The following is a 26367-nucleotide window of genomic DNA, read 5'->3' on the forward strand; positions in this document are numbered from 1 at the left end:
TAAGAGGTTAAAAACAAAAATAAAATGAAAATAATAGATGTAAAAGTATGGATGGTAGAAGGGGTTAAGTATAACTGGACACTATTAAAAATTTATACAGATACGGGACATACGGGAGTAGGAGAAGCAACAAACTGGCCAGGAAGTCCTATTGTTTATAATGCTGCTAAGCATATAGGCGAAAGAATCATTGGGCTAGATCCTATGAAAACCGATTTTATATGGACAAAATTATACCGTGATCTTAACTGGATTGGTCCTTATGGCGCTAGTTTATGCGCTATAAGCGGGATAGATATGGCATTACTTGATTTAAAAGGAAAGGTATTAGGAACTCCATGTTATGAATTATTAGGAGGCGCTTTTAGAAAAGATATCTTACTGTATGCAAATTATTGGTTTACAGGAGGCGGGCATAATGCAGAGGATTATGCAACTCAGGCTAAAAAAGTCAAAGAAGCAGGATTCACAGGTTTAAAGTTTGATCCATTTGCGCATACTAATTATTTGTATGGAGAAGATTTATCTTCAAATCTTACACTTACAAGAGCCCAACAAGACTTAGCATTTAATGTTAGTAAGGCGGTTCGGGATGCTGTAGGTCCTGATTTTGACATTATGATTGAGACTCACGCCATGCTCAATTATAGTGTTGCTGTAAAAATGGCGCAGCGTTTATCAGAGTTGGATATAACGTGGTATGAAGAACCAGCAGGTCCAGAAAGTGCAGATACACTAAGAGCAATGAGAGAACGTATTCCATCCAATGTATCTATATGTGTGGGAGAAAGACATTATACTAGATATGGAATTCGTCCAGTATTAGAAAAAAATATTTGCGATATCATGATGCCAGATATTACTCGTTGTGGCGGACCATCAGAGATGAAAAGAATGGCTACCATGATGGAGGCGTACAATGTTTTATTGGCACCACATAATCCTAACGGACCATTATCTACATTGGCATCTGCTCATGTATGTGCTTCGGTTCCTAATTTTTTCCGTCAGGAGTTTATGTTTAATGATGTACCTTGGAGAGATACCGTGATTACACATCCTATAAAAGATATGATTCATAATGGCCATTTACAATTAAGTGACAGACCAGGACTTGGAGTAGATTTAGTAGAAGAAGAGATGGAAAAACATCCAGGAATACTAGTGCCTAGACCCGGATTTTATGTGTAGTAATTAAAAACTTTTTAATATGTCATTACAAATAGATTTAAAAGACAAAGTAGCGCTAATTACCGGAGTAACATCTGGGATAGGCGCTGCTATAGCAACAGTCTTTGCCCAGGCAGGAGCACATGTTTCTGGTTGCGGTACACATGAAGCTACTTCGGATGGAGCCAAAAAGTTTATTGATTCGGTAAACAATCATAAGCAAACAGCTTTATACACACAAGCTGATGTAACTGTTGTTACTAATTTGGAAAATTTAGTGAAACAGACTATTACTAAGTTTGGTCGAATAGATGTTTTAATTACTAATGCAGGTATAAATATATTTGAAGGAGCCGAAAATTGTACTGAAGAATCCTGGATAAAAAATCATGAATTAAATCTTGCATCCCATTGGCGATTGGCAAAATTATGCAAGCCTTGGTTAGAAAAAAATAATGGAGTTATTATCATTATGACATCTAATCATGCATTTTCCAGTATTCCTGGGTGTTTCCCGTATAATATTGCCAAAACAGCACTTACAGCTTTAGTACGCAGTTTAGCAATAGAGTGGGGACCAAGAATTAGAACAGTGGGTATCGCCCCGGGATTTATTGATACACCCGGCAATCAAAAATGGTTTGACTCTTTTGCAGATGCTAATAAAGAGAGACAAAGAACCATTGATTTGCATCCTGTAAAAAAATTAGGCAGTCCAGAAGAAATTGGTGCTTGGTGTGTATTTCTAGCAAGCGAGTATGCCTCTTTTGCCAGTGGAGTGACCTATTTAATAGATGGAGGAAGAAGCGCATTAATGCAAGACAATTAGATGAAAACATGGAAAGCAACAGCATTGAATAATGTAAGATTACTACTTGGTGAAGGAGCGATTTGGAGTTCCTTGTGGGATAAGTTTTTGTATGTAGATATCGAAGGTCAGAAAGTTGGTATTCTTGATCCTATTTATAAAACTGTTGAAGAACGGCATCTTAGAGAAAAAGTAGGAACAGTTGTGCCTGCAGAAGATGGTTGGCTTATTGTAGGGCTAGAAAGTTCTATCGCAATATTTGATTTTGATTCAGAAGAATTGAATGAACTAATAAAATTGGAATCAGATATACCTACCAATCGATCCAATGACGGAAAATGTGATGCTGCTGGCAGACTCTGGATTGGAACAATGAATAAACAAGCAAAGGGAGCAGCAGGAGCTTTATATTTTTATGATGGGAAGCATCTTAAAAAAAAGATTGCCAATCGAAAAGTATCCAATGGTATTTGCTGGAGTAAGGATAATAAAATAATGTATTACATCGACACATTGGATTATAATATAAAAAGCTATGATTTTGATGTAATTAATGGCACTATTTCTAATGAAAATATAGTGGTTGAGGTTTCTCAAAATGGTAGTATGCCAGACGGAATGACTATAGATGATGACGGAATGTTATGGGTAGCTATGTGGGGAGGAGGATGTGTAAATAGATACAATCCATTTTCAGGTGAATTAGTCGGGAAAGTGGAACTTGATGCTCCCCATGTTACCTCTTGCGCATTTGGAGGAAAGGACATGAAACAATTATTAATTACTACAGCAAGTGTGGGATTAAGCGAAGAACAATTAAAACAATTTCCTAATAGTGGTGCATTATTTTTAGTAGATGTTGGAATTAAAGGAATGGAAATGAATCAATTTAAAATCCAAAAAAAATAGATAAGTAGCAACTATTGTATAATGTCGTATTTTAAAATCGAAAAAAAACAAGTAACTAGTTGATGTTTAGTGGTTTTAATTGCTATTAGTCCTTTTGACTTTAAAACTTTCGACTTACTTATAAAAAAAATTAGTATGAAGGAAATAGTTTTATTTGGAGAGTATTTATTAAGATTAACTCCCCCCGGAAATAAAAAAATAATGCAAGCAGAAAATCTCGAAATGCATTGGGCAGGTTCCGAGGCAAATATTGCCGTTTCATTGTCTTTATTTGGGAAAAATGTACGTTATATTACTTCTTTGCCATCCAACACAATTGCTCAGTTAGGCATTACACAATTGCATCGTTATGGAGTTCCTACTACTGTGATAGAAAAAGAAAAGAGTCGTGTAGGAGTTTATTATTATGAAAGTGGTGTAGGAGCCCGCCCAGGAAGAGTAACTTATGATCGAGACTATTCGGCTTTTAGTATGCTGGAAGACGGTGAGATAAATTGGAAGGGAATTTTCGCAACAGCCAGTTGGTTTCATTGGAGCGGGATTACACCAGCATTAAATGAAAATTTGGTAAAAGTTTGCTTAAGTGCTTTGGCAGTTGCCAAAGAAAACGGAATAATGATTTCTGCCGATTTTAATTTTCGTTCCACATTATGGCAATACGGAAAACACAGTAGCGAGATAATGCCTAAACTTCTGGAATATTGCGATGTTATCTTGGCAGATGTAGATGCTGCAAAGTTGTATTTTGATATTGTTCCCGATGAAAATAATTTAGTTGAAAGTACTTGTTCCTTATTAAAAGAAAAATTACCTAATGTAAAATATATAGCTATGACAATGCGGTATCAAAAAAGTGCTTCATCAAATGAATATGTGGGATATTTATGGAATGATGGTAAAATTGTTACTTCGGCAGTATACAATATAAACGATATAGCCGAACGCATAGGCACAGGTGATGCTTTTATGGCAGGATTAATATTTGGATTGAATGAGAAGCAGCCACTACAAGAGGTTATAGAATATGCAACGGCTTGTGGAGTAATGAAACATTGCATATTGGGAGATGTGAATATTGCCTCGAAAGAAGAAGTAGACTTAATTATCAAGCAAAAAGGAAGCGGAAGAATTATTCGTTAATTTTTGAATAAAATCATAATATGACAACTAGTAACGCTTTTCAAATTCAAGAATGTCTTTTACAAGAAAAAATCATTCCTTTATTTTCACATGTTGATGTCGAAGTTTGTAAAAATGTAATGCGTATTTGTTATGAAAATGGTATAAAAACATTTGAGTTTACTAATCGCAATGAGAATTCTTATGCAGTTTTTAAGGAATTGAAACAGTATAGAGATACCAGATTACCTCAAATGAAAATAGGTGTAGGTACTATTAAAAATAAGATTCAAGCTAAATTATTTATAGAAGCTGGTGCCGATTTTTTGATATCTCCCGTTATTTTAGAAGAAATCTACCTCGTTTGCAAAAAAGATAAAGTATTATGGATTCCGGGTTGTGCAACACCTTCAGAGGTTTGTTTAGCTGAAAATTGGGGATTGTCGTTAGTAAAAATATTTCCTGCAAAACAATTGGGAGGACCTTCCTATATTGAAGCTTTAAAAACAGTATTTCCCAACATGTTGTTTATGGCAACTGGAGGAGTTGAAGCCAATAGATATGATATTGAAAAATGGTATAAAGCAGGAGTTTCATCAGTAGGATTAGGAGCAAAGCTTTTTCCAAAAGAGATGTTAGTACTTAAAGTATATGATGAGATGAGTGATTATTTAGCTCATTTAATAAGTGATTTAGATTAAATAATGTTTTACCATTAAGAGATAAAGAAAATTAAGCTTTTATCCTTAATGAAGGTTAATGTCTTAATGGTTTAAAGACTCTAAGATTAAATAATGTTTTACCATTAAGAGATAAAGAAAATTAAGCTTTTATCCTTAATGAAGGTTAATGTCTTAATGGTTTAAAGACTTTAAGATTAAATAATATTTTGCCATTAAGAGATAAAGAAAAATTAAGCTTTATCCTTAATGAAAGTTAATGTCTTAATGATTTAAAGACTCTAAGATTAAATATTATTTTGCGATTAAGAGATGAAGAAAATTAAGCTTTTATTCTTAATGAAACTTAATGTCTTAATGGTTTAAAGACTTTAAGATTAAATAATATTTTGCCATTAAGAGATAAAGAAAAATTAAGCTTTATCCTTAATGAAAGTTAATGTCTTAATGATTTAAAGACTCTAAGATTAAATAATGTTTTACCATTAAGAGATAAAGAAAAATTAAGCTTTATCCTTAATGAAAGTGTTTAAAGACTTTAAGATTAAATAATGTTTTACCATTAAGAGATGAAGAAAATTAAGCTTTATCCTTAATGAAAGTGTTTGAAGACTTTAAGATTAAATAATGTTTTACCATTAAGAGATGAAGAAAATTAAGCTTTATCCTTAATGAAAGTGTTTAAAGACTCTAAGATTAAATATTATTTTACCATTAAGGGATAAAGAAAAATTAAGCTTTTATTCTTAATGAAACTTAATGTCTTAATGGTTTAAAGACTGTCTTAATGGTTTAAAAACTTTAAAATTAAAAATTATTATAAGCACATTTATTATGAAATTGGAATTTATTGATTATCTCATTATTGCTATTTATTTTGTTTTTGTAATTGGGATTGGTTTTTTATTAAAGCGACAAGTAAAATCTGCGAATGATTTTTTAATGAGTAATCGTAATATCCCGTTATGGATTACCAGTCTTGCTTTTATTTCTGCCAATCTTGGTGCACAAGAAGTATTAGGAATGGCTGCAAATGGAGCAAAATATGGCTTGTATACAGCTCATTATTATTGGTTAGGAGCAGCTATGGCTATGATTTTTTTAGGTGTTTTTATGATGCCTTTTTATTATGGTAGCAAAGCCAGAAGCGTACCCGAATATCTCAAACTTCGCTTCGATGAAAAAACAAGAACCTTTAATGCATTTAGTTTTGCAGCAATGACAGTTTTTTCGTCTGGGGTATCATTATACGCATTGGCGATGCTTATGGAAGTTATTCTAGGCTGGAATTTTGACCTTTCAATCTGGATAGCAGCTGCAGTAGTATTTGTATATATATTTATGGGAGGTTTAACCAGTGCAGTTTATAATGAAGTGTTGCAGTTTTTTCTTATTGTATTAGGAATTGCACCTCTCGTTTTTATTGGTTTATACAAAATAGGAGGATGGGAAGGAATTGTAGCAAATGTAGCAGACTATAAACTTCATGTTTGGAAAGGACTTGGTGATCCTACTCATAATCCAATGGGAGTGGATGCCTTTAGTATGGTTTTCGGACTTGGATTTGTTTTGGCATTCGGCTATTGGTGTACCGATTTCCTAGTTGTACAGCGAGCCATGATCAGTAAGAATCTAAGTGATGCACAACGCACACCAATTATTGCAGCGATTCCTAAAATACTAATGCCAATAATTGTTATTCTGCCAGGGATTATAATACTTGCTTTGCAAAATAAATTTACTGGATATGAACTTCCTGTAAATAGTAATGGAGATACAAACTATAATATGGTATTGCCTATTTTATTGCAAAAATTATATCCAAACGGAATTTTAGGAGTTGGGATAACAGCACTTATTGCTTCTTTTATGAGCGGAATGGCAGGAAATGTAACCGCATTTAATACCGTATGGACTTTTGATATTTATCAGTCACATATTAAGAAAAACGGCTCCGAAAAACATTATTATTATGTAGGCAAGATAGCTACCGTTATAGGGATATTAATTTCGATTATGACAGCTTATGTTGCCAGAGGATTTAATAACATAATGGATTTATTACAACTCGTATTTAGCTTTGTAAATGCACCGCTTTTTGCTACATTTTTTTTAGGAATGTTTTGGAAAAAAACCACAGGACATGGAGCATTCTGGGGATTACTTGCAGGTACAGCTACCGCCACAATTACGCATGGTCTTACAGTAGCAGAAGGAAAAGGAGGTTGGATTGCCAATACTCATGAGTATTTTTCAGGTACAAGCCAAGCCTTTAATATTGCATGGATTTCATTTTTGATGTGTGTTTTCGTTACTATTGTAGTCAGCTTATTTACTAAACCTAAACCTGAAGAAGAATTGGTAGGATTAGTGTATAGCCTTACCCCAAAACAAACAGATAAAAGCAAAATTTGGTATAAAAACCCGCTTTGGATGGGAATAGTTGTTTTGTTAGTAACACTCATATTTAATATTATCTTCTTTTAATAAAAACTATTATGAATAAATTATATGATTTACGTTTTGTAATTGGAGTTTTCTTTCTAATTATTGGAGTTTTGTTAATAGGTTATGCATTTGTATCTGGTAGTTTTCCCGATTATAAAATGAAAATAAACCTTTGTTGCGGATTACTATTTTCCCTATTTGGATTATTTATGTTAGTCTTAAAGAAAAAATGATTAGTCTTTACTCTCAATAAAAAATTTGCCTAATCTGCGTGCTTAAAAAAGTACTCAGTTATTGGTTGAGGTAAATAATTATTGTATTTATCCTCAAATAAAAAACTACTAAATCTATGTGCTAAAAAAGTTTCTCATTTTAGAATTTAGCAAATAATGTAGTATTTACTCTCAATAAAAAATATATAAAAACTGCGTGTTTAAAAGAGCACGCAGTTTTTTTGGTTGAGGTAAATAATTATTGTATTTATCCTCAAATAAAAAACTACTAAATCTATGTGCTAAAAAAGTTTCTCATTTTAGAATTTAGCAAATAATGTAGTATTTACTCTCAATAAAAACCCGTCATATTCGCATTCCATCAATCTTAGTTTTTAGTAGGATTAAAAACTATTCGTTGGTTTTTTAGAAGCCAATATATAGATAATTCTGTAAACCACATTTTAAAGCCCGTTTTTGAGTAAGATAGTTTCTATTTCAATTAAAAAAGTGAAGGTTTATTCATGTGAAAAGTGAGAAATTCGTAAAATATGTAATACTAAAACGTTTGCGTAGTTAGAAAAACTAATTTCTTAAAAAAGGGAAATAGATATGTGAATTATTGAATTAAAACAAACACAATCAACTAAATAAAACCAGAAACCAAATGAGTGCAAAATTATTAATAAAAAACAAGCCAAGAAATATATGGCTCAGTAAATTATCGAGAAGAACTATCCAATTTACAACAATTTCATTGTTTACGATAGCATTACAAGTTTCGGCTGTAGAGATACCAAAAAAGGTTCATTATTCCAAAACATTTTTGTTAGTAGCAGAAAAAGAAATTAAAGGGAAAATACTCGATGAAAACGGAATGCCTATACCAGGAGCAAATATAATTGGTAAAGGCACAAAAATTAGAACGCAGTCTGATACAGATGGCAGTTTTGTTATTAATTTACCCGAAAACGTTACACAATTAGTCATTAGCTATATTGGTATGGAGGAGCAAGAAGTTGCGATTACCAAAGGCTCTATTACTATAATCATGATACAAGTGGGGCAGAAGCTGGATGAAGTTGTTGTAGTTGGTTATGGCAAACAAAAGAAAGTTAATTTATCGGGAGCAGTTAGTGTGGTAAATACAAAAAACATTACGAATCGTCCAGTAACCTCACTTACAAATGCATTACAAGGAACGGTTCCGGGGCTTACAATTACTTCTCGTTCAGGTGATATAGGCGATGATATGGGGAAAATTAGTTTACGAGGCAAAGGTAATTTAGGAGCTTCGGAGCCATTATATGTAATAGATGGAGTGATTTCATCTGCTGGATTTTTTAATAGAATTAATTCTAATGATGTCGAAAGTATTTCGGTATTAAAAGATGCCTCCTCATCTGCTATTTATGGATCACGTGCAGCTTATGGTGTTATCTTGGTAACAACCAAAAAGGGAAAAGCAGGGAAAACTCAGTTTAACTACAATAGTTATTTTGGAGTACAATCTGCGGTGCAACTACCCAAAAGAGTTGATGCTTTACAATATGCTCAATTGTATAATGAAGCTCGCTTAAATGCAGGAAAATCTGCTTTTTATACACCTGTAGAGATTGAAAAAATAAGAAATAATTCAGATCCGGATCACTATGGAAATACCGACTGGTATAGTTTATTTCTTAAAAAGTCTGCACCAATTATGGAACACGAAATTAATGTTTCTGGTGGTGGTGCTACGCGTTACTACATAAGCGGATCATTTTTTGAGCAAAACTCACTTTTTCCCGGAAGAAAGATTAATAGGTATTCATTCCGATCTAATATAGAGTCTAAAGTAAGCGATAAATTCACAATAAGCTCCAATACATCCTATAGTCGTGATAGATATGATAATGAAAACGGGAATGTTACTTTTACAGCAATAGACAGATTAATACCATTAACGGTGGCTACACAATCAGATGGTACTTGGGGAACGTTTTCAGGCGGGAGAACTAGTTTTAATTATCCGTACAGAATTTTTAAAGAAGGAGGCAGATCAGGTTATCATACCGATAGATTTTCGAGTGTTTTAAAAGGAATTTATACTCCAATTAAAGGGTTAGATTTTACAGGATCAGTGTCTTATAGTTTATTCAATGATTTTAATAGTTCTTTTGTAAATAGATTGCCTGGACTTTTAAATTTTGATACAAAAGTAGAAATACCCGGAACCGCAGTCATACAAAATTCTTATACCGAAAAGTGGGATACAGTTGGTGTATTTTTAACAGACCTAACAGTAAGTTATGATAAAAAATTTGGAGAGCATAGCTTCAAAATTTTAGGAGGAATGTCTTATGAAGATAATTCTTCGAGAAATTTAGAAATAACAAGAAAAGGATATGTAACGAATAATATAGGCTCAATAGATGCAGGTTCGTCTGATCCTCTTAATACATCGGCTAAAGGACTTCCTACCCAAAATGCTTTTCAATCCTTTTTTGGACGTTTTAATTATTCGTATCAAAATAAATATTTGCTAGAATCAAGTCTTAGATATGATGGGTCTTCAAAATTTCCTGCAGAAAATCGATTTGGAGTGTTTCCTTCTGTGTCGGGAGCTTGGCGTATTTCGCAAGAGGAATTTATGAAATCGGTAGATTGGGTTTCAGAATTAAAACTACGTACCTCTTGGGGTAAACTGGGTAGTGTGAGCAATGTTGGTAATTATGATTATTATGATGCCATAAATTCAGGTACATCAATTATTTTAGATGGAGTAAAGCAAGATGGTGTTACTCCAGGACAAATTTATAATCCTTCATTGGGGTGGGAAAAAGTAACCATGAGCAATATAGGTTTGGACATCGGCTTATGGAATAACAAATTGAATATCCAACTAGATGCATATAATAAATTGACAAATGGTATTTTATTACCCAATCCTTATATTCCTACCGAATCAGGATTAAGCGTTATTTCTGATGGATTATTAAAAGAAATTCCTCCAATTAATTTAGGAAAAGTTACCAATAAAGGGATAGAATTGGGACTTTCATATAACAACCGTGTTGGTGCATTATCGTATGCAATAGGAGGAAATATGAGTCGTATTTGGAATAAAGTCACTGATTTGGGAGATGTACCCGAAACACCACCTAATGGGTATTACATCAATAGAGTAGGGTCGCCTGTAAGCTCATTTTATATGTTAGAAGCCGATGGTTTATTTGCAAATGCAGCTGAAGTTGCAGCACATGCTACCCAAACTACCAATACTAAAGCAGGAGATATTAAATATAAAGACCAGAATGGCGATGGTAAGATTGATGGAGATGATCGAGTTATTATGGGTAACGAAGCACCAAACTTTACGTATGGCTTTAACTCGACGCTAAATTATAAAAACTTTGATTTTGCAATTATTTTTCAAGGCGCAAAAGGATCGAAAGCTTATCTGGAATATGAAGCTTCGCAAGCATTTTTTAATTTGGGAGGTGTAAAAGAATATACTTTGGATCGCTGGACTACAGAAAATCCAAACCCTAATGCTGCTTACCCAAGAATGTTACTTTCACCTGACAATACCCAAAATCTCCAAAAATCATCTTTTTGGTTATTTGATACATCTTATTTAAGAGTTAAATCAATGTCTTTTGGGTATAATTTACCTAAAGAGGTACTTGAAAAAGTTGGTATGCAGGGGCTTAGATTTTACCTATCAGGGAATAACCTATTTACTATTAGAGGAGATAAGCGAATGAAAGATTTTGATCCAGAGACAGCTTCACAACGAGCATCTTATCCACAATTGAAAACATATTCTTTTGGTATAAACGCTTCTTTTTAATTATTAAAATAAAAAGTCTTTAGAAATAATTCAGATTTTGACCGATGTTAAATCGCGTTATTATTTCAAGACATAAAAAAACAAGATATAGATGAAAAATATATTTAGTAAAATAGTGATAACACTTATTATAGCTACCGTTTCGGGATGCACAGAACCACCGCTGGAACGTGTACCACAAGATAAAAATTCCAGTAATACGTTTTGGACTTCCGAGAATGATGCCCGTCTGGCGCTAAATGGTTGCTACGGGTATTTGGCTAGCGCATATAATAATGTATATGAGGATGGCGCAGCCGATAATGCATATTCTCAATATCCTTGGGAGATGGATGCTACAGCAATTAGCGAAGGAAACATAACTGCTGCTTCATTAAGTAGTAATACGTATTCGAATAAATATAAAAGTATACGTGGGTTTAATTATTATTTGGATAATGTAGGCAAAACCGCAATGAATGAAACCTTAAAGAAACGTTTTATTGCAGAAGCAAAAGTATTGCGAGCGATGGCTTATTTTGATTTAATACGTTATTTTGGAGATGTACCATTACTTACAACGGGTTATGTTGACCCATTGGAAACCGCTGTTGCACCAACACCCGAAAATGACATAGTTATTTTTATATTAAATGAATTATTAGCTGCCGAACCAGATTTGCCAGTGAATTATTCGGGAGGGATAAATAATGAAAAAGGAAGAATAACAAAAGGGGCTACATGGGCTATAAAAGCCAAAGTGGAATTAGAATATAGTAAATGGGCTGATGCAGCTGCAAGTGCTCAAATGGTTAAAAATTTAGGGATTTATGAATTATTTAGAGGAGGTGATGCTGCCAAAACAAAAGATGATTTTTCTATGTTCGTCGATTTTTCGACTGCTACAGATCAACAGAAATTTTATAAAGGATTTGCTAATTATGAACAACTTTTTTGGGCTATAAATGATAATAATTCGGAAACTATAATAGCATCGCAAGCAATTGAAAATTCGTCTTATGAGTGGGCAAGTTGTATAAATACTATTTTATGTCCTTTTGATTTAGGAGGTTATAGTTCAGTTACGCCTACTATCGAGTTAGTAAATTCTTATTGGGACAAAACAGGACATACATTTGTAGCGCCTTCACCTCAGGATCGTGCTTCAAATTATAATAAAGGCAAACCTAATGATGATTATTTTGCAGAATTTAAAAATAGAGATACACGATTATATGCCAGTATATTATTTCCTACCTCTCCTTGGGGAAATGCTTCGGTAGGATATACATACAATTGGGATGGCAATGTAACGGGGTATAACTTTAGAAAACTAACTGATCCAGCCTATTTAGTTACGGAATGTGATGCCGCACAAGATTTTCCAATTATGCGTTATGCTGAGGTTTTACTTACTTATGCCGAAGCTAAAAATGAATTGAGCGGTCCTGATAGTTCTGTTTACGATGCCATAAATGATATTCGTGACCGTGTAGGTATGCCAGCGGTAGATAAAACGATATATAATACAAAAGATAAAATGCGCGAGTTGATAAGAAACGAAAGACGTATCGAGTTGGCAGGAGAAGGACAGCGATTTTATGATATTCGCCGTTGGAAAATTGCAGATCAAGTAATGAAAAGTATCTACGACATAACAAATAATATTGTTCAAGAGCGTGCTTGGCAACCTAAATACACCAAGTTGCCTTATCCGCAAATGGCAGTAGATAAAAACCCAAATTTAAGTGCTGCTCAGGCTGCAAAAGGGTATTAAAACATTAATTCTGTATTAAATTGATTGCAGCGTTAATTATATTGGTTTGGTTAAAGCACTGTCGAATATACTCCGACAGTGCTTTTTTGTAAAGAAATATTTTTTTAAACAATCAGTGAACAATAATAGCTTTAAATCTTCTTAATGTAAGTTAGAAATAGAGTACGGTTCATTTGAAATAGGTAGATATGAGCAAAACATTGCTTAAAAAAAACAGTAAAAACTAAAGTGAAAATTTTATGTCATACAAAAAAGTAAAACGTCGTGATTTTATTAGAAATACTAGTGTGTTTGTTGCGGGATTATTGGTCTATCGCATACCAACAATGGCAAATCCTCTTATTCCTGAAGTTTTAAATGGAGAGAAAGCATCATTAAATCAAGCAATCAATTCGGAATGGGTCAAATCATTGTACGAAAGGAGTACCGTAACTACTTATTTAAAAAGTAAAAATGAATTATCATTTATAGGAATGCCAGTAGGAGGCATTAATTGTGGTACAGTTTATTTAGGAGGTGATGGCAGGTTATGGTTGTGGGATATTTTTAATAAAAACCAAGAAGGGATTGAACCCAAATTAGTACCATGGAATACGGGAGTGCTGGATGGAGGAAACAGGTTGCGCTCAAGAGACGGTGCTTGTTATGTAGAACCATCTAAGGACATCCGTCCATTGGATCAAGGATTTGCAATTAAAATTAAATCCGAAAGAAAAACAATTATTAAACAATTAAAAAGTGAAGATTGGGAAGAGATTGCATTTGAAGCTACCTACCCACAAGCTACTATTAAATACACAGATAAAGAGTTACCAGTAGCTATTACTCTACAAGCATTTTCTCCTTTTATTCCTTTGGATGAGGATAATTCCAATTTACCAGCTACGGTACTTTCTTTTCAAGTTACTAATAATAGTAAGGAAACAATAAGTATTGAATTAATAGGTTGGTTGGAAAATGCAGTGAATAAGTTTTCGACTAAATCGGGTGACGGAGAGCGTATAAATAAGATTATAGAAAAGGAAAATTTGCTGTCGGTATTTTCTAAGTTTATTGCCACAGATGAAAATAAATTTTCAGGGGCAGGAGATTCAGGTTCCATGTGTTTGTCGCTAATTGGAACAAAAGGATTTGCAAATCCCTCACTTGATGAATTTATGCAAGAAGATGCTCTTTTTTCAAAATCTAATAAGGTAGAAGCATTAACAGATGCAGGAAATAAATTGATAGGAGGAATCGGCACTTCTCAAAAAATTAAAGCAGGGAAAACTGTAAAAATTGATTATCTCATTAGTTGGTATTTTCCTAATGTAGGAGAACGAATTAATGTACCAGATGCAAAGAGTGGGAATTATTATGCAAGTAAATTTTCGGATGCATTAGCGGTTAGTAATTACATTGCTGATAAATTCTCTTTTCTGTCTTCTAATACAGAATTATGGAAAAAAACTTGGTATGACTCAACGTTACCATGGTGGTTTTTGGAACGAACATTTATGAACATTTCTACTATGGCAACGACTACATCTCATCGTTTTGCTACAGGACGTTCATGGGCATGGGAAGGAGTTGGAGCCTGTGAAGGTAATTGTACACATGTTTGGCAATATGCACAAGCTGTAGGAAGAATTTTTCCCGCTCTTGAAAAAGACAATAGAGAAAGGGTAGATTTAGGAATATCGCTAATGGAAAATGGAGGAATATGGTTTAGGGGTGAATATGATAAGAGACCAGCAATAGATGGACAAGCAGGGACAGTATTGCGTATTTATCGCGAACATCAAATGAGTACAGATGATACTTTCCTGAGAAAAAACTGGACAAATGTAAAAAAGGCGACCCAGTTTATTATGGATCAGGATAAGAATAAAGACGGTATGGAAGATACTCCAATGGAAAACACATTGGATGCTGTTTGGGAAGGAGAAATTGCGTGGATTGTAGGTTTATGTATTGCCGCAATAAAAGCTGGCCAAATGATGGCAGAAGAAATGAACGATACTGTTTTTGCGGCTAAATGTAAAGAATACGTTGAGATTGGGAAAAAAAACATGGAAGAAAAGCTTTTCAATGGAGAGTATTTTATTCATCGCCCTGATGCAAAATTGGGTAGAAAGAATTTAGGATCCTATAATACATGTCATATTGATCAGGTATATGGTCAAGCATGGGCTTTTCAGGTTGGTTTAGACAGAGTTTTAGATAAAGAGAAAACGGTATCGGCATTACAGGCTTTATGGAAATATAATTTTAAAAGTGATGTAGGTCCATACATTAAAGAACATACTGGAGGTCGACCTCTTGCGTTACCAGGAGAAGGAGGTATGATCTTGAATACAAATCCTTATAATGAACCTAAACCTTATGGAGAAGATGTAACATGGCAATTAGGTTATTTTCATGAATGTATGAGTGGCTTTGAGCATCAGGTAGCTGCGCACATGATTGCCGAAGGAATGGTAGATGAAGGATTAGAATTAACCAAAGCGATTCACGATCGTTATCATGCAGCCAAGCGAAATCCATTTAACGAAATTGAATGTAGTGATCATTATTCACGAGCGATGGCTAGTTATGGAACATTTATAACCGCATGTGGTTTTGAATATCATGGACCTAAAGGTTATATTCGGTTTGCACCCAAATGGGATAAAGAAAATTTTAAAGTACCATTTACAACTGCAGAAGGATGGGGTACATATAATCAAATTGTTGAAGCAGGTAAGCAAATACACAAATTTGAACTAAAATATGGCTCTCTAAAGTTAGAATTAGTAAGTCTTGAAAAATTAGATTTACAAAAAGCAGAAAGAGTTTCAGTAATGTTAGAATCAAAAAAACTACCGTTTGAGTTTACTCAAGAGGGTTCTGAGATAAAAATTAAATTATTGAAACCTATTACTATAAAAACTAACCAGACTTTAATTCTTATTTTGGATTAGTAAAAAGCAAGAAAAGTAAAAGTAAATTGTGAGAAGTAAAATGTGGTTTGTAAAAAGAGAGGAGTAAAAAAATAAAATTGGTATACCAAAATTACACAATAAACTTTTTACATTTCACAAACCACATTTCACAAACCACATTTCACATTTCACATTTCACATTTTCATTTATTTAATTGTAATAGGAACTTCAACAGTTGTTTTATCCCAACCAATTACCAGATTTGCTACTGAACCATTATTAGTAAAAGCAATTGATAAAGCTTCGATAGGAGTTGATACCGCCTTAACAGGAACTGTTACTCTGGCAATATCTTTGCTTTCGTCGTATGCATAAGCTCCCCAAAGATCTATTTCTTTATTGATAATAATTGTCCATTTATCTTTTTCAGGAATGGCAAACAAACTATAAGTTCCTGCTGGAATGTTTTTACCACCAATTGTAACTGGTTTGTAGAATTTGATTTCTGTGTTTTCATTAGCTCCAACACGCCAAACTTCACCAAACGGAATTAATTGTCCAAAAATAGCTCTCCCTTTTGCCGAAGGTCTAGAATAAATAACCTTAATAACAGCAGTTGGGCTATCCGTTTTTTTAGATTTAACGGCTTTATTAGGGTAATAGGAAATGTCCAACGGACTTGTATCCAACGGTGCGAATTTAACATCTTGTGCATTAACAGAAAAAGCGGTCAATAAGATAATTGCTAGTAAATTAAATTTTTTCATAGTTTAATGATTTATAATAGTTTACACAAAGTAAGAGAATATCCAAGAGAAATCATATTATTCATTTTTCTTTTTTTATATCAATGTTTTAAGTGCAACTTAATGTTAGTTTCTTCAGAGAATATTTTTTTAGAATTGATGATATCAAGTCATCAGTTTTTATTGAGATAACTCCTTTTTAAATACTCGTGGCTGCAAAACCACCATCTACTTTAAGGATTGTTCCCGTTACAAACTTAGACATGTCACTGCATAAAAATAAAAGAGCTCCATTTATATCTTCTGGTGTCCCAAATCTTCTCATAGGAGTATTTTCAATAATCTTTTCGCCTCTTGGTGTTAATTCACCATCAGGGTTAAGTAATAAAGCTTTGTTTTGTTCACCAATAAAAAAGCCAGGAGATATTGCATTTACACGAATACCTTCACCATATTTAGTAGCCAGTTCTACTGCCATCCATTGGGTAAAATTATCAATTGCAGCTTTTGATGCCGAGTATCCAACAACTCTTGTTAATGGTCTTTGTGCAGATGCCGATGAAATATTAATTATGATTCCTTGTTTTTGCTTGGCAAAAAGTTCAGAAAAAACCTGAGAGGGTAGCATTGTCCCAATTATATTCAGATCTATTACCTTTTGCAAATCATCAACTTTCATATCATATATTGCCTGGTCTGGACTTATGGTTGCTCCGGGCATGTTTCCGCCAGCAGCATTTATAAGAATATCCAAACGTCCGTATTGAGCTATGATGTAATCTTTTGCTTTCTCGAGTTCTTCCTTTTTTAATACGTTTGCTTGTATAGCAAAAGCTTGTCCGCCATTATTTTGTATTCTATCTACTATTTTATTCGCTTTTTCAATAGATTGTGATACGATTCCTGTGATAACGCCTTGCTTAGCCAAAACAGTAGCAAAGTTACTGCCCAGCACGCCTGCACCCCCCGTTATTAAAGCAATTTTTCCTTTAAGATTAAATATTGAATCCATATAAATTAGGTACTATTTTTTATTCTGTATCAAGAGATATAGTCGATTATCATGTTTCTTTTCAAATCAAATTCTCTTTGCTTTATATTGTGTTCAGTCTGAATGTTTTATTTTTCAACCTTAATCACGATTTTTTTTAGCATCCCTTCACCAATCATTGCTGCATGAACATCTTCTGGGAATAAGATAGCGAACTGTTTTTCTTGCAATTGAAAAAACATATCTGGAGCGTCATGAAAAAAACGTACATCTTTTTCATCGCTATAATCTCCATTCGGACTAATGCATTTTTCTCTTGGTTTCCATGCAAAAGTTTCAGGACCATTTATAGAAATTTGTATGTCGATATTTTTGTCGTGACATTCAAATCCTTTGATACTTTCCTCTTTTAAAAGTCCTTCGCCATGAATAACTATTACTTTTACCCCTTTAGCTATTTCAAATGATCCTTCCGGAAGCTTACTTATATCATTTTCGTTTACATAATTAAAAGCCTTTTTAAAGTTAGGATGTAAACTATAATATTTTGCAGCGTTATTTAATGAATCTATAATCATTGTTTAATTTTTTATATTTAATTAATTCTTGTTTTGTGTATTTTTTTCTCGCTTATTGGACATAACTTATAAGTCAATAAAGGTATTTTTCTTTTTTTTAATTTTCATAGATAAAACTGAAAAACTAGTTTTTGTATAGTGACTTCTTATTTCTATAACTTCATAAATACCCATTAACCTTTAACCATTCCGCGCAATCTTTTGTCCAGAAGAGGCTTGTATCTTTTACGCCTAAACCAAAACCGTGTCCGCCTTTTTCGTATAAATGTAATTCGGCAGAAACTTTATTGTTTTTAAGAGCCAGATAATAATTAATGCTATTTTCAGATGGAACAACGGTATCATCGGTTGCGTGAACAAGAAAAGCATGAGGTGTTTCGGGAGTTACTCTTTTATCGTTGGAGAATTTATCGATTAATTCCTGAGAAGGATTTACGCCCAATAAATTAGTCTGAGATCCTTTGTGAGCGACTACATCGGTCATGCAAATTACAGGATAAATTAAAATAGAAAAACTAGGGCGTGCACTAACCGTATTATCCGTTTTATAGACAATATCATTATAATGAGTTGATAGAGTCGAAGCCAAATGTCCACCTGCAGAAAACCCCATTACACCAATTTTATCAGAATCAAAATTCCATTGATTGGCATTTTTTCTAATAAAGCGCATTGCTTCTTGCGCATCTTGCAACGGCCCAATTGTTTTGTCTTTCATAATTAAATCGCTTGGTAATCTGTATTTTAATACAAAAGCAGTAATCCCGAGAGAGTTAAGCCATTTTGCAACTTTTGCACCTTCTTTATCTATTGATAAATGCGAATATCCACCACCCGGAAGAATTAGTACCGATGTTCCATTTGGTTTGATTTCGTGAGGTAAATATATAGCCAATGTAGGTATTGTAACAAAACTAACACCCGTTACTATTCCCTCTTTTACAACTTCTTTTTCTTGATAATTTGGTGCCTTTATAGCGTCTGGAATTGCAGTTGTCCAAAGCGGAATAACTTTATCCTGAGCATATATCGGAGCGCCTATCTTTAAGGTTACAATTAGAATTATAACTGTTAGGCAATTTTTTAGATTCTTATTTTTTTTCATTTTGTATTTTTTTATCGAAACTATGCCGTTTCAATGCAATATTTTCTTTATTGATTTTGCTTTTATTTAGTAGCTTTTGGTTGAGTTTTCGGCCTTTAATTCTATCTTTTTTGGTAAAAGACCATTTAACAAATATATTGGTTAATGCTTACTTATGTATTGGTTTTTTTATGTGATATGTTTATTTAAATAGATTTTTTAAAAAATTATTTAAATTATTTGCTAAGTTAGTATTAAAAACTATATTTGTGCAATCGATTACATTAAAATTTATTTCTGCCTTAATTTTGAAATTGACAAGCATAAATAAAGAGAATAATTTTTTAACTATCCATAATAAACCAAAACCATGAACCAAACCACTAAATCCACTGGAAAGTATCGCTGGAGTATATGTGCATTGTTATTTTTTGCCACAACCATCAATTATTTAGACAGACAAGTGCTCTCTTTAACATGGAGTGATTATATCGCTCCTGAGTTTCATTGGACAAACAATGATTATGGAAATATTACTGCCTTATTTTCAATATTTTATGCTGTTTCTTTATTGTTTGCAGGAAGATTTGTGGATTGGTTGGATACCAAAAAAGGATTTCTTTGGGCAATCGGAATTTGGTCTTTAGGAGCTTGTTTGCATGCGTTTTGCGGTATTGCAACTTCAGGAATAATAACTGGTAATTGGTTTGTAGGATTTGAAGGTTCTAAAGAAATAATTAGTTCTATAAACGATACAGGAATGGTAATAAATGTGAGTGTTACTCTGTTTATTTTTGCCCGTTTTATTCTGGCAATAGGAGAGGCGGGAAATTTCCCTGCAGCGATTAAAACCACAGCCGAATATTTTCCTAAAAAAGACAGAGCTTTTTCTACAAGTATATTTAATGCTGGTGCTACCGTTGGCGCATTGGCAGCACCAATATCAATTCCGTTTATAGCTAAATCTTTTGGTTGGGAAATGGCATTTATTATTATAGGTGCACTAGGTTTTGTTTGGATGGGATTTTGGGTTTTTATGTATGATAAACCAGAAAAACATCCGAAGGTATCTGCTGCTGAATTAGAATATATTCAGCAAGATGATATCGCCGATAGTAAACTTGTAGGTTACGTTCCCGAAAACACTACCAAAGTAACTTTTGCAGATTGTTTTAGATACAAACAAACATGGGCTTTTGCTTTTGGTAAGTTCATGACCGATGGTGTTTGGTGGTTTTTCTTATTCTGGACACCAGCTTATTTAAGTTCGGTTTACGGAATGGATTCTACCCAAGCAGCTTTACCATTATTTGTTTTATACATGATTACATTACTTTCTATTATAGGCGGTTGGTTGCCAACTTATTTTGTAGAGAAGAAAGGCATGAATCCATACGAAGGTAGAATGAGAGCTATGCTAATTTTTGCATTCTTTCCCTTATTAGCATTAATCGCACAACCATTAGGGTATATAAGCTATTGGTTGCCAGTAATTATAATAGGTATTTCGGGTGCTGCTCACCAATCTTGGTCGGCTAATATATTTACAACAGTAGGAGATATGTTTCCTAAAAAAGCAATCGCAACCATTACAGGTATTGGCGGATTGGCAGGAGGAGTTGGATCAACATTAATTAATAAAGGATCAGGTTTGTTGTTTGATTATAGCAAAGAAACCAATATGTCTTTTATGGGCTTTCACGGAATTGAAGCTGGCTATTTTATCATTTTTTCAATATGTGCTGTTTGTTACTTAACAGGTTGGTCGGTAATGAAATTATTAGTACCAAAATATGCACCTATCACTGATTTATAAATAATAAATTGAGATTTGATTATAACTAATTAGAATATATTGTGTAGTTTTGTAATCGATTACATTTTTAAATAGAAATTATGACAAACTTTGAATTTAGATACGCAACAAATCCAACAGATTTTAAAAAGTATGGTACTGACGAATTAAGAACTCAGTTTTTAATTGAGAATCTATTTATCGAAAACCAAATTCAGCTTACGTATTCTATGTACGATAGATACATTGTAGGAGGAATTATGCCAGTTGGAAAAGTGTTGAAATTAGAAACGATTCCATATTTAAAATCAGAAAATTTTCTTGACAGAAGAGAATTAGGAATTATAAATGTTGGCGGAAAAGGAACTGTAACTGTCGATGGAGAAGTTTTTGAATTAGATAAAAAAGAAGCTTTATATGTAGGTCAGGGTTGCAAAGAAGTTTTGTTTGCAAGTGCCAATGGAGAGCAAGCTTTGTTTTATATCAACTCAGCTCTGGCTCATGCCAAATTTCCAAATAAAAAAGTAGGTAAAGAAAATGCCGAAGTAATTCAGTTAGGAGAAGAAAAAACTGCAAATCGCAGGGTTTTGAATAAGTTGATTGTGAATAGTATTGTTCAAACTTGCCAGTTGCAAATGGGATTAACAGAGTTATTACCAGGCAATGTTTGGAATACCATGCCTGCACATACACATGATAGAAGAATGGAAGCATATTTCTATTTTGATCTTGAAGCGCCACAAACAATTTGTCATTTCCTTGGAGAAACACAAAATACACGTCATATTTTCATGCAAAATCATCAGGCCGTTTTATCTCCAGAATGGTCTATTCACTCCGGAGCTGGAACGTCTAATTATTCTTTTATATGGGGAATGGCGGGAGAAAATTTAGATTACGGAGATATGGACATCGTTGCACCAAACGAACTAAAATAAAGAATCATGAAATTATTTGATTTAAGTAATAAAAGAGCTTTAATTACAGGAGGTACGCATGGTCTTGGTATGGCTATGGCCGAAGGTTTAGCACAAGCAGGAGCAGAGTTAGTAATTAGTAGTACAACGCCAAGCAAATTAGAAGAGGCGCTTGAATATTACAAAAATAAAGGGTACAAAGCATCAGGATATATTTTTGATGTTACCGACGAAAAAATTGCTGCCGAACAAGTAGAAGCGATCGAGAAGAATCAGGGACCAATTCATATTTTGGTAAACAATGCAGGAATAATCAAGAGAGAACCCGCGGTAAGTATGCCAATCGAAGATTTTCGTCGTGTTATAGATGTGGATTTAGTTGGAGCCTTTATCATGTCGCAATTAGTGGGACGTAAAATGATTGAGCGCAACGAAGGTAAAATTATCAATATCTGCTCGATGATGAGTGAGTTAGGTCGAAATAGTGTTTCTGCTTATGCTGCTGCAAAAGGAGGTTTGAAAATGCTTACCAAAAACTTAGCAACCGAATGGGCAAAACACAATATTCAGGTTAACGGAATCGGACCGGGTTATTTTGCTACTTCGCAAACAGAACCTATTCGCGTAGACGGAAATCCGTTTAACGAATTTATTATAAGTCGTACTCCTGCGGGACGATGGGGAGATCCAGAAGATTTAGCAGGAACAGCAGTTTTCTTAGCATCCGAAGCTAGCCGATTTGTAAACGGTCAAATTATATATGTTGATGGTGGAATTCTTGCCACAATCGGTAAACCATCAAACGAATAACCACTCAATTCTATAAAAAATATGAGCGCAAATCAGACATTCATAAACGATAATTTTTTACTCGAAAATAAATTCGCGGAAGAATTATATCATAATTACTCCAAGAATCAACCGATAATAGATTACCATAATCACCTGAATCCGCAGTTTATTGCTGAAGATAAAATCTTTGAGAACACTACTCAGGTTTGGATAAATGGCGATCACTACAAATGGCGTGCTATGCGTACATTGGGTATTAATGAGCAATTTATAACTGGAAATGGTTCTGATAAAGATAAGTTCATAAACTGGGCAAAAACAGTTCCGTATACGATGCGTAACCCTTTGTATCATTGGACACACTTAGAACTAGCTCGTTATTTTGATATTTATGACTTATTGAATGAAAAATCGGCTGAGCGAATCTATATCGAAACTTCGGAAAAAATAAATTCGGAAGCGTACAGCACACAAAATTTGCTTAAAAAAGTAAATGCCGAAGTGGTTTGTACGACCGAAGATCCAATTGATAATTTAGAATACCATATAAAACTAGCCAAGAACCCAATTGGGACTAAGATGAGCACGGCTTTTAGACCTGATAAAGCCATCTTAATTTCTAATGATGGTTACAATCAATACATTGATACTCTGGGAGAAGTTGCAGGAATTACAATTAGTTCTTATGCTGATTTATGTAGTGCTTTAAAAAACAGAATTGAATATTTTTCTAAAAATGGTTGCAAACTTAGTGATCATGGTTTAGACCAGATTTACTTTGAAAACTTCATTGAAAGTGAAATTAATTCAATTTTCAAAAAGAAAAGAGAAAACCAAACAATTACACCCGATGAAGCTTTAAAATTCCAAAGTGCTGTGTTGTTATTTTTATCCAAAACCTATCATGAATTTGGTTGGGTACAGCAATTTCACTTAGGCGCATTGCGAAATAATAATGCGAGAATGCACAGGATTTTAGGACCAGATACTGGTTGGGATTCTATTGGGGATTATCCGCAAGCACAAAAACTATCTTCATTTTTAAATGCATTAGATAGTAAAGATAAATTGACAAAAACAATCATTTACAACCTGAATCCAGCCGATAATGAAGTTATGGCAACGATGATAGGAAATTTTAATGACGGTAGTATAAAAGGTAAAGTTCAGTTTGGATCAGGATGGTGGTTTTTGGATCAAAAAGACGGAATGACCAAACAATTAAACGCACTTTCAAACATGGGATTAATTAGTTGTTTCGTGGGAATGTTAACCGATTCCAGAAGCTTTTTGTCTTTCCCAAGGCATGAGTATTTCCGACGCATTCTTTGTAATCTTTTAGGTGACGAAATAAAACGCGGCGAACTTCCTAACGATATGGAATGGATAGGAAAAATGGTTCAGGATATCTCTTACAATAACGCAAAAGAATATTTTAAATTTTAAAAGGGAATTAACCGCAAAGGAAGCAAAGGTTTACGCAAAGTCCGCAAAGTTTTCCCAATATTGTCTTTTCGACGAAGGAGAAATCTCCATGATTAGCTCGACAATTTAAGAAAAACTATGAGTTAGTTTCTTGCGGAGATTTTTCCTTCGTCGAAAAGACAAAAATTATAGTGATTTTGTGTAAATCCTAATTTTCCTTTATGCCTTAATGGTTTAAAACTTTGCGGACTTTGCGTAAATCTTTGTGCCCTTTGCGGTTAAATTATCTTAATGGTAAATAAAAACAATATGAATAAAGTAGTTGCATTCGGTGAAATTATGTTGCGTCTTTCGACAGAGAGACACCTCCGTTTTTCTCAAGCTAAAACATTTGGATCTAATTATGGCGGAGGCGAATTTAATGTTTGCGTGTCTTTGGCTAATTATGGTTTAAATGCTGAGTTTGTTACAAGATTACCCGAAAACGAAATCGGTGCTTCGGCAGTAAAAGAAATGCGAAAAATGAATGTGGCTTCCCAAAATGTAATTTATGGGGGAGAGCGTTTAGGGATTTATTTTCTGGAAACAGGTGCAGGAACACGCGGAAGTAATGTCGTTTATGACCGTGCGCATAGCTCGATGGCAACTATTGAAAAAGGATTAATCGATTGGGAAAAAGTATTGGAAGGGGCAAATTGGTTTCATTGGAGCGGAATTACTCCAGCGATTTCTCAAAGTGCTGCCGAAGCTTGTCTTGAAGCTATTAAAGTGGCTCATAAAATGGGAATTCCGATTTCATGCGATTTAAATTATAGATCAAAATTATGGCAATATGGCAAAGCTCCAAGCGATGTTATGCCAGAGATGTTACAATATAGCAATGTTATTTTAGGAGATATTGATACGGCATATTTCATGCTTGGAATCCCTAAAGTAAACCCTAATTATCAGGATGAGAAATCACTTCCTGTTTTGTATAGTAAGTTATTTGAACTGATTCCGAATTTAAAAACTGTCGCAACAACTTTACGCTATTCTGTAAGCGCATCTCACCAGAGAATTGGAGGTGTATTATTTGACGGAAAAGCAATTTATCAGGCTGCCGTGCAAGAGGTAACACCAGTCGTGGATCGTGTAGGAAGTGGCGATGCTTTTATGGGAGGATTAATTTACGGATTACTGGAATACCCGAATAATAACCAAAGAGCATTAGATTTTGCAGTTGCAGCTTGTTGCTTAAAACATACCATTGCAGGCGATTATAATTTGGTAACGTTAAAAGAAGTTGAAAATATGCTAGATGGTAATTCGGCAGGATTAGTATCAAGATAAATAATATAAAAATGGCAAAATATTCAAGAATAGAAGTAGCTACGACAATGAAAGAAAACGGTATGATTCCGTTATTTTTTCATTCGGATATAGAGATAAGTAAGAAAGTATTAAAAGCGTGTTACGATGGAGGTTCTAGATTAATGGAATTTACGAGTCGTGGTGATTTTGCTTTTGAAGTGTTTGGCGCTTTAAATAAATATGCTTTGGCAGAATTACCCGGAATGATTCTGGGTGTAGGATCCGTTACCGATGCTGCAGCAGCTTCATTATACATGCAATTGGGAGCAAATTTTATTGTGACGCCAGTACTTAGAGAAGATATTGCAATAGCTTGTAATCGTCGTAAAGTATTATGGTCACCAGGTTGTGGCACACTTACCGAGATTGCCAAAGCCGAAGAATTAGGCTGCGAAATTGTAAAATTATTTCCAGCAGATACTTATGGACCAGAATTTATAAAAGGAATAAAAGGACCATCTCCCTGGACAAGTATTATGCCTACGGGCGGAGTTTTTCCAACCGAAGAAAGTTTGTCATCCTGGCTTAATGCTGGTGCAACTTGCGTAGGAATTGGTTCGCAATTAATCTCAAAAGAAATAATAGACAACAATGATTTTGAAGGACTAAAAAACAAAGTCAGCGAAGTTCTTGAGATTATTAAAAAAATTAGAAAATAAAATACGGAATAGCCATTCCTAAAGATTGTTTTTAAATGTTTTTTTGATTTTTAAGTTGTAATAGAGCATTATTCTTGCAGAATAAAACCTGCCAGTCCTCACAACAAGTTTTGTTTGTAACAGGCGTAATGCATCTTTTACAACTGAAAGTACAAAGTATTTAATTCAATTATATACAACACTTTA

Annotated in this window: 20 protein-coding genes; 16 read left to right on the forward strand and 4 right to left on the reverse strand. The window is 33.8% G+C overall.

The genetic code is table 11. The features are described from left to right. Nucleotides 1–24 precede the first annotated feature (24 nt). From AC3IPI_RS16185 to AC3IPI_RS16230, 10 genes are all read left to right on the forward strand, one after another. Nucleotides 25–1191, forward strand: a complete 1167-nt coding sequence (locus AC3IPI_RS16185; RefSeq protein WP_039115675.1) for a mandelate racemase/muconate lactonizing enzyme family protein — start codon at nt 25–27, stop codon at nt 1189–1191. A 19-nt stretch (nt 1192–1210) separates the two neighbouring features. Then, nucleotides 1211–1999: an SDR family NAD(P)-dependent oxidoreductase gene (locus AC3IPI_RS16190; RefSeq protein WP_489154072.1), complete on the forward strand. Its 789-nt coding sequence runs from the start codon at nt 1211–1213 to the stop codon at nt 1997–1999. Further along, the gene (locus tag AC3IPI_RS16195; protein ID WP_489154074.1) at nt 2000–2887 is read left to right on the forward strand and encodes an SMP-30/gluconolactonase/LRE family protein; all 888 of its coding nucleotides are present in this window, start codon (nt 2000–2002) and stop codon (nt 2885–2887) included. 135 nt (nt 2888–3022) lie between these two features. Beyond that, complete coding sequence (locus tag AC3IPI_RS16200) at nt 3023–4027, forward strand: PfkB family carbohydrate kinase (protein ID WP_489154076.1); 1005 nt, start codon at nt 3023–3025, stop codon at nt 4025–4027. A gap of 20 nt (nt 4028–4047) precedes the next feature. After that, the gene (locus AC3IPI_RS16205; RefSeq protein WP_489154078.1) at nt 4048–4707 is read left to right on the forward strand and encodes a beta/alpha barrel domain-containing protein; all 660 of its coding nucleotides are present in this window, start codon (nt 4048–4050) and stop codon (nt 4705–4707) included. Nucleotides 4708–5520: 813 nt separating this feature from the next. Continuing rightward, nucleotides 5521–7173 (forward strand): sodium:solute symporter family protein, encoded by a 1653-nt coding sequence (locus AC3IPI_RS16210; RefSeq protein WP_489154080.1) that lies wholly within the window; start codon nt 5521–5523, stop codon nt 7171–7173. An 11-nt stretch (nt 7174–7184) separates the two neighbouring features. Then, nucleotides 7185–7367, forward strand: coding sequence for a hypothetical protein (locus AC3IPI_RS16215; RefSeq protein WP_489154082.1), 183 nt, complete (start codon nt 7185–7187; stop codon nt 7365–7367). A gap of 646 nt (nt 7368–8013) precedes the next feature. Then, complete coding sequence (locus AC3IPI_RS16220; protein ID WP_489154084.1) at nt 8014–11181, forward strand: SusC/RagA family TonB-linked outer membrane protein; 3168 nt, start codon at nt 8014–8016, stop codon at nt 11179–11181. Nucleotides 11182–11272: 91 nt separating this feature from the next. Continuing rightward, on the forward strand, nt 11273–12937 hold the full coding sequence (locus AC3IPI_RS16225; RefSeq protein WP_489154086.1) for a RagB/SusD family nutrient uptake outer membrane protein: 1665 nt from the start codon (nt 11273–11275) through the stop codon (nt 12935–12937). A gap of 239 nt (nt 12938–13176) precedes the next feature. Then, nucleotides 13177–15879, forward strand: coding sequence for a GH116 family glycosyl-hydrolase (locus AC3IPI_RS16230; protein WP_489154088.1), 2703 nt, complete (start codon nt 13177–13179; stop codon nt 15877–15879). 168 nt (nt 15880–16047) lie between these two features. Here AC3IPI_RS16230 and AC3IPI_RS16235 read toward each other — a convergent pair whose 3' ends face one another. The 4 genes from AC3IPI_RS16235 to AC3IPI_RS16250 form a co-directional block, all read right to left on the reverse strand. Next, the gene (locus tag AC3IPI_RS16235) at nt 16048–16608 is read right to left on the reverse strand and encodes a DUF2911 domain-containing protein (RefSeq protein WP_489154090.1); all 561 of its coding nucleotides are present in this window, start codon (nt 16606–16608) and stop codon (nt 16048–16050) included. Nucleotides 16609–16786: 178 nt separating this feature from the next. Then, the gene (locus tag AC3IPI_RS16240; protein ID WP_489154092.1) at nt 16787–17599 is read right to left on the reverse strand and encodes an SDR family oxidoreductase; all 813 of its coding nucleotides are present in this window, start codon (nt 17597–17599) and stop codon (nt 16787–16789) included. Between the two features lie 107 nt (nt 17600–17706). Further along, nucleotides 17707–18156, reverse strand: coding sequence for a NanQ anomerase/TabA/YiaL family protein (locus AC3IPI_RS16245; protein ID WP_489154094.1), 450 nt, complete (start codon nt 18154–18156; stop codon nt 17707–17709). Nucleotides 18157–18316: 160 nt separating this feature from the next. Further along, on the reverse strand, nt 18317–19261 hold the full coding sequence (locus AC3IPI_RS16250) for an alpha/beta hydrolase (RefSeq protein ID WP_489154096.1): 945 nt from the start codon (nt 19259–19261) through the stop codon (nt 18317–18319). Nucleotides 19262–19610: 349 nt separating this feature from the next. Here AC3IPI_RS16250 and AC3IPI_RS16255 point away from each other — a divergent pair, with 349 nt between their 5' ends. From AC3IPI_RS16255 to AC3IPI_RS16280, 6 genes are all read left to right on the forward strand, one after another. Beyond that, a complete protein-coding gene (locus AC3IPI_RS16255) occupies nt 19611–21056 on the forward strand; it encodes an MFS transporter (protein WP_039115654.1) in 1446 nt (481 codons plus the stop codon). A gap of 80 nt (nt 21057–21136) precedes the next feature. Then, a complete protein-coding gene (gene kduI, locus AC3IPI_RS16260) occupies nt 21137–21973 on the forward strand; it encodes a 5-dehydro-4-deoxy-D-glucuronate isomerase (protein ID WP_489154099.1) in 837 nt (278 codons plus the stop codon). Between the two features lie 6 nt (nt 21974–21979). Next, on the forward strand, nt 21980–22762 hold the full coding sequence (locus tag AC3IPI_RS16265) for a gluconate 5-dehydrogenase (RefSeq protein WP_489154101.1): 783 nt from the start codon (nt 21980–21982) through the stop codon (nt 22760–22762). A 21-nt stretch (nt 22763–22783) separates the two neighbouring features. Next, on the forward strand, nt 22784–24190 hold the full coding sequence (gene uxaC, locus AC3IPI_RS16270) for a glucuronate isomerase (protein ID WP_489154103.1): 1407 nt from the start codon (nt 22784–22786) through the stop codon (nt 24188–24190). A 288-nt stretch (nt 24191–24478) separates the two neighbouring features. Next, nucleotides 24479–25501: a sugar kinase gene (locus AC3IPI_RS16275; RefSeq protein WP_039119504.1), complete on the forward strand. Its 1023-nt coding sequence runs from the start codon at nt 24479–24481 to the stop codon at nt 25499–25501. A gap of 11 nt (nt 25502–25512) precedes the next feature. Next, nucleotides 25513–26181 carry a bifunctional 4-hydroxy-2-oxoglutarate aldolase/2-dehydro-3-deoxy-phosphogluconate aldolase gene (locus tag AC3IPI_RS16280; protein ID WP_489154105.1) on the forward strand — a complete coding sequence of 223 codons (669 nt, stop codon included), beginning with the start codon at nt 25513–25515 and terminating at the stop codon, nt 26179–26181. Nucleotides 26182–26367 lie beyond the last annotated feature (186 nt).

The organism is Flavobacterium sp. GL_143 (assembly GCF_057834355.1).

Bases quoted from the DNA above. Each gene is read 5' to 3' on its own strand.
- AC3IPI_RS16185 (WP_039115675.1), top strand. From the start codon at position 25: ATGAAAATAATAGATGTAAAAGTATGGATGGTAGAAGGGGTTAAGTAT.
- AC3IPI_RS16190 (WP_489154072.1), top strand. From the start codon at position 1,211: ATGTCATTACAAATAGATTTAAAAGACAAAGTAGCGCTAATTACCGGA.
- AC3IPI_RS16195 (WP_489154074.1), top strand. From the start codon at position 2,000: ATGAAAACATGGAAAGCAACAGCATTGAATAATGTAAGATTACTACTT.
- AC3IPI_RS16200 (WP_489154076.1), top strand. From the start codon at position 3,023: ATGAAGGAAATAGTTTTATTTGGAGAGTATTTATTAAGATTAACTCCC.
- AC3IPI_RS16205 (WP_489154078.1), top strand. From the start codon at position 4,048: ATGACAACTAGTAACGCTTTTCAAATTCAAGAATGTCTTTTACAAGAA.
- AC3IPI_RS16210 (WP_489154080.1), top strand. From the start codon at position 5,521: ATGAAATTGGAATTTATTGATTATCTCATTATTGCTATTTATTTTGTT.
- AC3IPI_RS16215 (WP_489154082.1), top strand. From the start codon at position 7,185: ATGAATAAATTATATGATTTACGTTTTGTAATTGGAGTTTTCTTTCTA.
- AC3IPI_RS16220 (WP_489154084.1), top strand. From the start codon at position 8,014: ATGAGTGCAAAATTATTAATAAAAAACAAGCCAAGAAATATATGGCTC.
- AC3IPI_RS16225 (WP_489154086.1), top strand. From the start codon at position 11,273: ATGAAAAATATATTTAGTAAAATAGTGATAACACTTATTATAGCTACC.
- AC3IPI_RS16230 (WP_489154088.1), top strand. From the start codon at position 13,177: ATGTCATACAAAAAAGTAAAACGTCGTGATTTTATTAGAAATACTAGT.
- AC3IPI_RS16235 (WP_489154090.1), bottom strand. From the start codon at position 16,608: ATGAAAAAATTTAATTTACTAGCAATTATCTTATTGACCGCTTTTTCT.
- AC3IPI_RS16240 (WP_489154092.1), bottom strand. From the start codon at position 17,599: ATGGATTCAATATTTAATCTTAAAGGAAAAATTGCTTTAATAACGGGG.
- AC3IPI_RS16245 (WP_489154094.1), bottom strand. From the start codon at position 18,156: ATGATTATAGATTCATTAAATAACGCTGCAAAATATTATAGTTTACAT.
- AC3IPI_RS16250 (WP_489154096.1), bottom strand. From the start codon at position 19,261: ATGAAAAAAAATAAGAATCTAAAAAATTGCCTAACAGTTATAATTCTA.
- AC3IPI_RS16255 (WP_039115654.1), top strand. From the start codon at position 19,611: ATGAACCAAACCACTAAATCCACTGGAAAGTATCGCTGGAGTATATGT.
- kduI (WP_489154099.1), top strand. From the start codon at position 21,137: ATGACAAACTTTGAATTTAGATACGCAACAAATCCAACAGATTTTAAA.
- AC3IPI_RS16265 (WP_489154101.1), top strand. From the start codon at position 21,980: ATGAAATTATTTGATTTAAGTAATAAAAGAGCTTTAATTACAGGAGGT.
- uxaC (WP_489154103.1), top strand. From the start codon at position 22,784: ATGAGCGCAAATCAGACATTCATAAACGATAATTTTTTACTCGAAAAT.
- AC3IPI_RS16275 (WP_039119504.1), top strand. From the start codon at position 24,479: ATGAATAAAGTAGTTGCATTCGGTGAAATTATGTTGCGTCTTTCGACA.
- AC3IPI_RS16280 (WP_489154105.1), top strand. From the start codon at position 25,513: ATGGCAAAATATTCAAGAATAGAAGTAGCTACGACAATGAAAGAAAAC.